The sequence below is a fragment of the Streptomyces sp. NPDC048516 genome (genome assembly GCF_043199875.1).
GTDB lineage: Bacteria > Actinomycetota > Actinomycetes > Streptomycetales > Streptomycetaceae > Streptomyces.
Genome location: NZ_JBICWS010000040.1, coordinates 22,224 through 28,414, shown reverse-complemented (window position 1 = coordinate 28,414; position 6,191 = coordinate 22,224). Strand labels below are relative to the sequence as shown.

The 6,191-nt window shown below is 73.9% G+C and carries 5 protein-coding genes; 4 read left to right on the top strand and 1 reads right to left on the bottom strand.

Annotated features, from left to right (window positions below):
- Positions 1-239 precede the first annotated feature (239 nt).
- The 4 genes from ACGFR7_RS36650 to ACGFR7_RS36635 all read left to right on the top strand — a co-directional run bounded on the left by ACGFR7_RS36650 (position 240) and on the right by ACGFR7_RS36635 (position 5,059).
- Positions 240-1,634 (top strand): sensor histidine kinase, encoded by a 1,395-nt coding sequence (locus ACGFR7_RS36650; RefSeq protein ID WP_393328180.1) that lies wholly within the window; start codon positions 240-242, stop codon positions 1,632-1,634.
- Entirely contained in the window at positions 1,631-2,311 is a 681-nt protein-coding gene (locus ACGFR7_RS36645) for a response regulator (protein ID WP_393328177.1), read from the top strand. Before ACGFR7_RS36650 ends, ACGFR7_RS36645 begins: the two co-directional genes overlap by 4 nt.
- Before the next feature lie 176 nt (positions 2,312-2,487).
- Positions 2,488-3,654, top strand: a complete 1,167-nt coding sequence (locus ACGFR7_RS36640; protein ID WP_393328174.1) for an alpha/beta hydrolase — start codon at positions 2,488-2,490, stop codon at positions 3,652-3,654.
- A 166-nt stretch (positions 3,655-3,820) separates the two neighbouring features.
- Positions 3,821-5,059, top strand: coding sequence for an acyltransferase (locus ACGFR7_RS36635; protein ID WP_393328170.1), 1,239 nt, complete (start codon positions 3,821-3,823; stop codon positions 5,057-5,059).
- A gap of 103 nt (positions 5,060-5,162) precedes the next feature.
- Here ACGFR7_RS36635 and ACGFR7_RS36630 read toward each other — a convergent pair whose 3' ends face one another.
- Positions 5,163-6,188 carry an aldo/keto reductase gene (locus ACGFR7_RS36630; protein ID WP_393328167.1) on the bottom strand — a complete coding sequence of 342 codons (1,026 nt, stop codon included), beginning with the start codon at positions 6,186-6,188 and terminating at the stop codon, positions 5,163-5,165.
- Between the last annotated feature and the right edge of the window lie 3 nt (positions 6,189-6,191).

Genomic DNA, 6,191 nt, shown 5'->3' with positions numbered 1-6,191 from the left:
CACCGAAGCCAACCAGCACCCGTCAGCCAAACCCGCGAACTGGTACGGAAAGCGACTCACGTGGTGCCCAATCAACTCACAACCAGATCACTAGCGGCTCGGCGGCAGGAGCGGCGACCGGGGCGGCGGCAGGAGCGGCGGCAGGAGCGGCGGCAGGAGCCTCATACCGTGGTAGGGGGTGGAAGTCCGGCCCCTGGTATGACGTCACGGCCGCGGTGCTCCGCTTGGATGGAGTCGCGATGACCGGACCCTCTTCCCACCCCGCACACGAACCGGCCCGGCGACGGGTGCTGCGCGCCGTACGACAGGCGCCGCACCTCCTCGCCGTCGAGCTCGGCACGCCGACCGCACCCGGCACCCCGCTGTTCGGCAGCGTCCAAAGCGCCTGGCTGCGCCGGCTGCCGTATCTGGTCGCGTTCGTGTTCGCGGTGTCCCTGCTACCGACGACCATCACCCTCCTCAGCCACGACTACGGCCTGGACGGCGGACTGGCCGGCGCGCTGGCCACCGCGCAGGTCGCGCCGCTGCTGCTCGCGGTGACCCGGCCGCTGCAGGCCTGGTGGGTGATCTTCACGGCGGACGTGGTCTGCGCCCTGGCGCTCACCGGCGCGGACGGTGTCGCGGGCCGCTCCTGGCCCTGGCCGCCCACGGCGATCGTCGGCTATCTCGCGCTGATGCTGGCACTGTCCCTGCGCGAGCGCGGCCGCACCCTGATCGCCGTCTGGCTGACGACCGGTGTGGCGGGCATCCTCTCCGAGGCGGTCACCCCGGTCTCCACGGTCACCCCGGACCGGATCAACAGCACCTGGGTGCTGCTGTTCGTGCTGACCGGAGTGGTGCTGATGATGGGCGCCACGCTGCGGGAACGCGGTGACGCCCGGCGGAAGCTGATCGAGCAGGAGACCATCAGCGAGGCCGAGCGGGCCCGTCGGACGCTGCTGGAGGAGCGCACCCGTATCGCCCGCGAGCTGCACGATGTCGTCGCCCACCACATGTCGCTGATCACGGTCCAGGCCGACAGCGCCCCGTACCGCATCAGCGGGATTCCCCTGGAGGCACAGGAGGAGTTCGGCTCGATCGCGGCGACCGCACGGGAGTCGCTGGCGGAGATGCGCCGGCTGCTCGGGGTGCTGCGCAGCGAGGAGGCGGAGCGGCACGGCGGCCCGGAGAAGACCCCGCAGCCCGGTATCGGCATGCTGCCGAAGCTGGTCGAGGGGACCGTACGGGCGGGCGTGCCGGTGGAGTTGTCGCTGCCCGGGGACCGGGGGCCGCTCGAACCGGCGGTGGATCTGTCGGCCTACCGCATCGTGCAGGAGGCGCTGGCCAATGTCGTACGGCACGCCCCGGGCGCCCGGACCCGGGTGTCGGTGACGACGGCTGCGGACGGCTGCGGGCTGACCGTCCTCGTCGTCAACTCCCCGCCGCCCGCGCCGTCCGCGCCCTGCGCACCGCTGGAGACCGACGGCACCGGCCACGGCCTCATCGGCATGCGGGAGCGGGTGCGGCTGGTGGGCGGTTCGCTCGACACCGGTCCGCTGCCCGACGGCGGGTTCCGGGTGGCCGCGCAGCTCCCCCTTTCGCCGCCGCCCGCCCCGGCGGCACCCCTTTCACCGAAGGATTCCGACCCGGTATGACCACGCGTGTGATCATCGTCGACGACCAGGCCATGGTGCGCGCGGGCTTCGCCGCGCTGCTGGCCGCGCAGAGCGACATCGAGGTGGTGGGCGACGCGCCGGACGGTGCGCAGGGAGTGGAGCTGAGCCGCCGGACGCACCCCGATGTGGTGCTGATGGATGTCCGGATGCCGGAGATGGACGGTCTGGAGGCGGCCCGGCAGCTGCTCGACCCGCCCCCCGGTGTGCTGCACCGCCCGAAGGTGCTGATGCTGACCACCTTCGATGTCGACGACTACGTCTACGAGGCGCTGCGGGCGGGGGCGTCCGGGTTCCTGCTCAAGGATGCGCCGCCGGGTGATCTGCTCTCCGCGGTCCGGGTCGTGGCGGCCGGGGAGGCGCTGCTCGCCCCGTCCGTGACCCGGCGGCTGATAGCCGATTTCGCCCGCCGGCGGCCCGCGCCGCGCAAGGGCCGGGCGGCGCTGCGGCTGAAGGGCCTCACCCCGCGCGAGACGGAGGTCCTGGAGCTGATCGCCCGCGGTCTGTCGAACCAGGAGATCGCCGGTGCGCTGATCGTCGCCGAGCAGACCGTGAAGACCCATGTCAGCCGGGTGCTCGCCAAGTTGGCGCTGCGGGACCGCGCCCAGGCCGTGATCTTCGCGTATGAGTCGGGGCTGGTCACGCCCGGGGAGCAGTAGCGGCCGCGGAGGGTTCCCGGGCCTGCCCTTCCGCGCTGCTCCTCCTTGAGGACGAGGGGCGCCGCTCCCCCCTACCGGGGTATCACCCCTCAGTTGGCTCCGCGGTGTGACGCCGCGTCATACGCCCTCTTCCTACGTTTCCCTCCGCCACACCAACGGGAGAGGGAGACACCACCATGTCCAGGCTGCGAACCGTCGCTCACCGCGGCCGGCGCACGCTCGTCGGCGCCGCGCTCGCACTGGCCATGGCCGCCGGCACCGGCGGCTGGGCGGCCGGCACGGCGCAGAGTGCCGTCACGGGCCCGGCGCCCGGCGCCGCCGCCTGGCGCGCCGACCACTCCCTCGGCGTCCGGCTGCCGGACCCGGCGACCGCACGGCCCGCCGAGGTCACCCGCTTCTTCGCCTCGCTGACCGACCGGCAGCGGCAGGCACTGGTGGCCCGGCACCCGCTCACCGTCGGCAATCTCGACGGGGTGCCCCCCGCCGTGCGGTACACGGCCAACTCCCGTGCGCTGACGGCGGAACGGGACCGGCAGCTGGCCCGCGCCGCCGATCCGTCCGGCCCCCTCCAGGAGCGCCGGCAGGCCAGGAAGGCGGCCGCCCGCTGTGCCTCGCTGCTCTCCCCCGGCCGCCACATCCTCGCCTTCGACCCCCGCGGCCGCGGACAAGTGGCCGAGGTGTACGGCGACTTGGCCACCGCCGAGCACACCGCCGTGATCGTGCCGGGCTCGGACATCGACCTGGCCACCTTCGACCGCGACCACGATCCGTACGGCACGCCGGCGGGGATGGCCAGGTCGCTGCGGACCCGGCTGGCCGCCGACGCGCCCGGGACCCGTACCGCGGTCATCGCCTGGGCCGGGTACACCACACCGGTCGGTCTCGGCCCGGATGCCATGACCGGCCGGCTCGCCGATGCCGGAGCGCCGCGGCTGGCGCGCTTCCTGTCCGGGCTGGCCGCCGTGGGGGCCCCGGCCCCGGCCGTGCTGTGCCACAGCTACGGCTCAGTGGTCTGCGGGCTGGCCGCCGCACGGCCGGCCCGCGGCGGCATCGCCGACCTGGTGCTCTTCGGCTCCCCCGGCGTCCGCCGGGACAGCGTGGCGCAACTGCACACCCCGGCCCGGGTCTGGGCGGCGCGGGACGCATCCGACTGGATCGGCGATGTCCCCAACGTCGAAGTGTTCGGCCTGGGCCACGGCACCGACCCCACCGACCCCGCCTTCGGCGCCCGCCGGGTCCCCGCCGTACGGGCCGTGGGCCACACCGGCTATCTCGCCCCCGGTACGGACTCCCTGCGGAACTTCGCGGCCATCGTGCTGGGCCACTACGGCGCCGTGCGGTGACGCCGGTCCGCGACAACGGTCTTTCGCGACACCGGCCCGCGACACCGGCCCGTGCAACGGCCCCGGGCCCCGGGCTCAGGGCCCCGGGCTCAGGGCCCCGGGCTCAGGGCTCAGCGTTCCTGCCTCCCCGCTCACCCCTCCGGCTCCCAGGACTCAAGGACGCCTCATGGACATCGCCTTCCTCACCCCTCTCAAAGACGCCACCTCCAAGACGGTCCGCACCATCGAGGACCGCACGCCGGCGGACCGCGACCGCGCCCTCGACGGGCTGCGCGCGCTGGCCCTGCTCGCCGTACCCCTCGGCCACTGGCTGCTCGGGGGTTTCACCCGCGACGCAGACGGCGCACTGCACAACACCAGCCCGCTGAGCACCTTCGGCACTCTCGCGCCCGCCAGTTGGGTACTGCAGCTGCTCGGCATCTTCTTCCTCGTCGGCGGCCATGCGTCGGTACTGTCCCTGCGGCGCGCCACCGAGCGGGACGAGCCCGTCCGGGCCTGGCTGCGCGGCCGGATCCTCCGGCTGGGCCGCCCGGTGCTCGGGGTGACGGCCGTGTGGGCGATGCTGCTCCCCGTCCTGTACGGCCTGGGGGTGCCGGAGGCGACGCTGCGGACCGGGGCGACGCTGGTGATCCAGCCGCTGTGGTTCGTGGGCGTGTATGCGGCGGTCACCGCGCTCACGCCGTACTGCCTGTGGGCCGCCCGGCGGTGGGGCGCCTGGCCCGCGGCCCCGCTGGCGGCCGTCGTGGCGGCGGTGGACTTCCTGCGCTACGGGCCGTTCGCCGAGGCCGTGCCGGGATGGCTGAGCCTGCTCAATCTCCTGCCCGGCTGGCTGTTCGCCTATCAGCTCGGGGTGTCCTGGGGTGAGCGGCGGCTCGGCGGGCGCACCGCCTGGTCGCTGCTGCTCGGGGGCGCCGCGCTGTTCGCCGCGCTGCTGCTGTTCTTCCACTACCCGGCGAGCATGGTCGGCGTCCCCGGTCAGGACCGTACGAACTCCCACCCGCCGTCGCTGCTGGTCCTGGCGCTGGCGGCGGCCCAGTCCGGCGCCGCGGTCCTGCTCCGTGACCGGCTCGCCCGTCTGCTGCGCCGGCCCGTGCTGTGGGCGCCGGTCACGATCGTCAACCTCTCGGCGATGACGGTCCTGTGCTGGCATCAGACGGCGATGCTCTCGGCGGCCGTGCCCGCGTCCTTCCTGGGCGAGATCCCCGGGCTGACCACGCGGCCCGACACCCCCGTCTGGATCCTCGCCCGGCTCGCCTGGCTGCCGGTGTTCGGCGTGGCGCTGCTCCTCATCGGGCGCACCACGCGCCGCTTCGAGGCGCCGTGGACCGGCGTCACCCGGGCCCGCCGGGCTGCCGCGGCGCTCCTGGCCGCCGGGTTCGCCGCCTTTGCGCTGGGGCTGGCGTGAGCACCCGGCCGACGGGGCGGGCCCTGGTGCGAACAACCGCACCAGGGCCCCGCCCCGTGAGCCCTACGACCGTCCCGCGGGCCTTACGGCCGCCCCGTGAGCCTTACGACCGTCCCGCCGAGGTGTGCGTCATGTCCGCGTACCGCGCCCCCGCGACCTGTCCGGCGATCGGCTCCAGCAGCGCCAGGTCCTGCTCGGTCAGCGCGACCCGGGTGGCCCCGGTGTTCTCCTCGACGCGGCTGCGCTTACGGGTACCGGGGATCGGCACGACGGCGATCTTGCGGGCCGCTGCCTGGTGCTGCACCCAGGCCAGCGCGATCTGGCCGGGCGTCACTCCATGGGCGTCGGCGACCTTGCGGACGGGCTCCAGCAGTGCGGCGTTGGCGGTGGCGTTGTCGCCGGTGAAGCGGGGCTGGCTCCGCCGGAAGTCGTCCTTCGTCAGCTCCTTGTCGGCGCTGACGAACGCGCCGGTGAGGAAGCCCCGGCCGAGCGGCGAGTAGGGGACGACACCGACCCCGAGCTCGGCCGCGGCCTGCACCACGCCGCCCTCGATGTCCCGGCTGAACAGCGACCACTCGGACTGCAGGGCCGCGATCGGGTGCACGGCCTGCGCCGCGCGCAGCTCGGAGGCGGTCACCTCGCTCAGCCCCAGGTGCTTGACCTTGCCCTCGGCGACCAGCTCGGCCATCGCGCCGACCGACTCCTCCAGGGGGACGTCCGCCGTGCGCCGGTGCATGTAATACAGGTCGATCTCGTCGACGCCCAGACGCTTGAGGCTGCCCTCGACGGCCTGGCGGATGTACGGCCGGTCGTTGCGGATGACGCGCTTGGACGGGTCGTCCGGGTGGTCCGGGTCGGGGGATATCGCGAACTTGGTGGCCACCACGACCTCGTCGCGGTGCGCCTGGATGAACGGGGCGATGAACTTCTCGTTCTCCCCCCTGCCGTACATGTCGGCCGTGTCGAAGAGCGTCACGCCCAGTTCCAGGGCCCGCTCCAACGTGGCCCGCGCCTCGCCGGCGTCGGTCGGGCCGTAGGCGAAGCTCATGCCCATGCAGCCGAGGCCCTGTACCCCGACCCGCGGTCCGCCGGTGCCCAGTTCGACCGTCTCGATCTTCTCGCTAGCCATGAC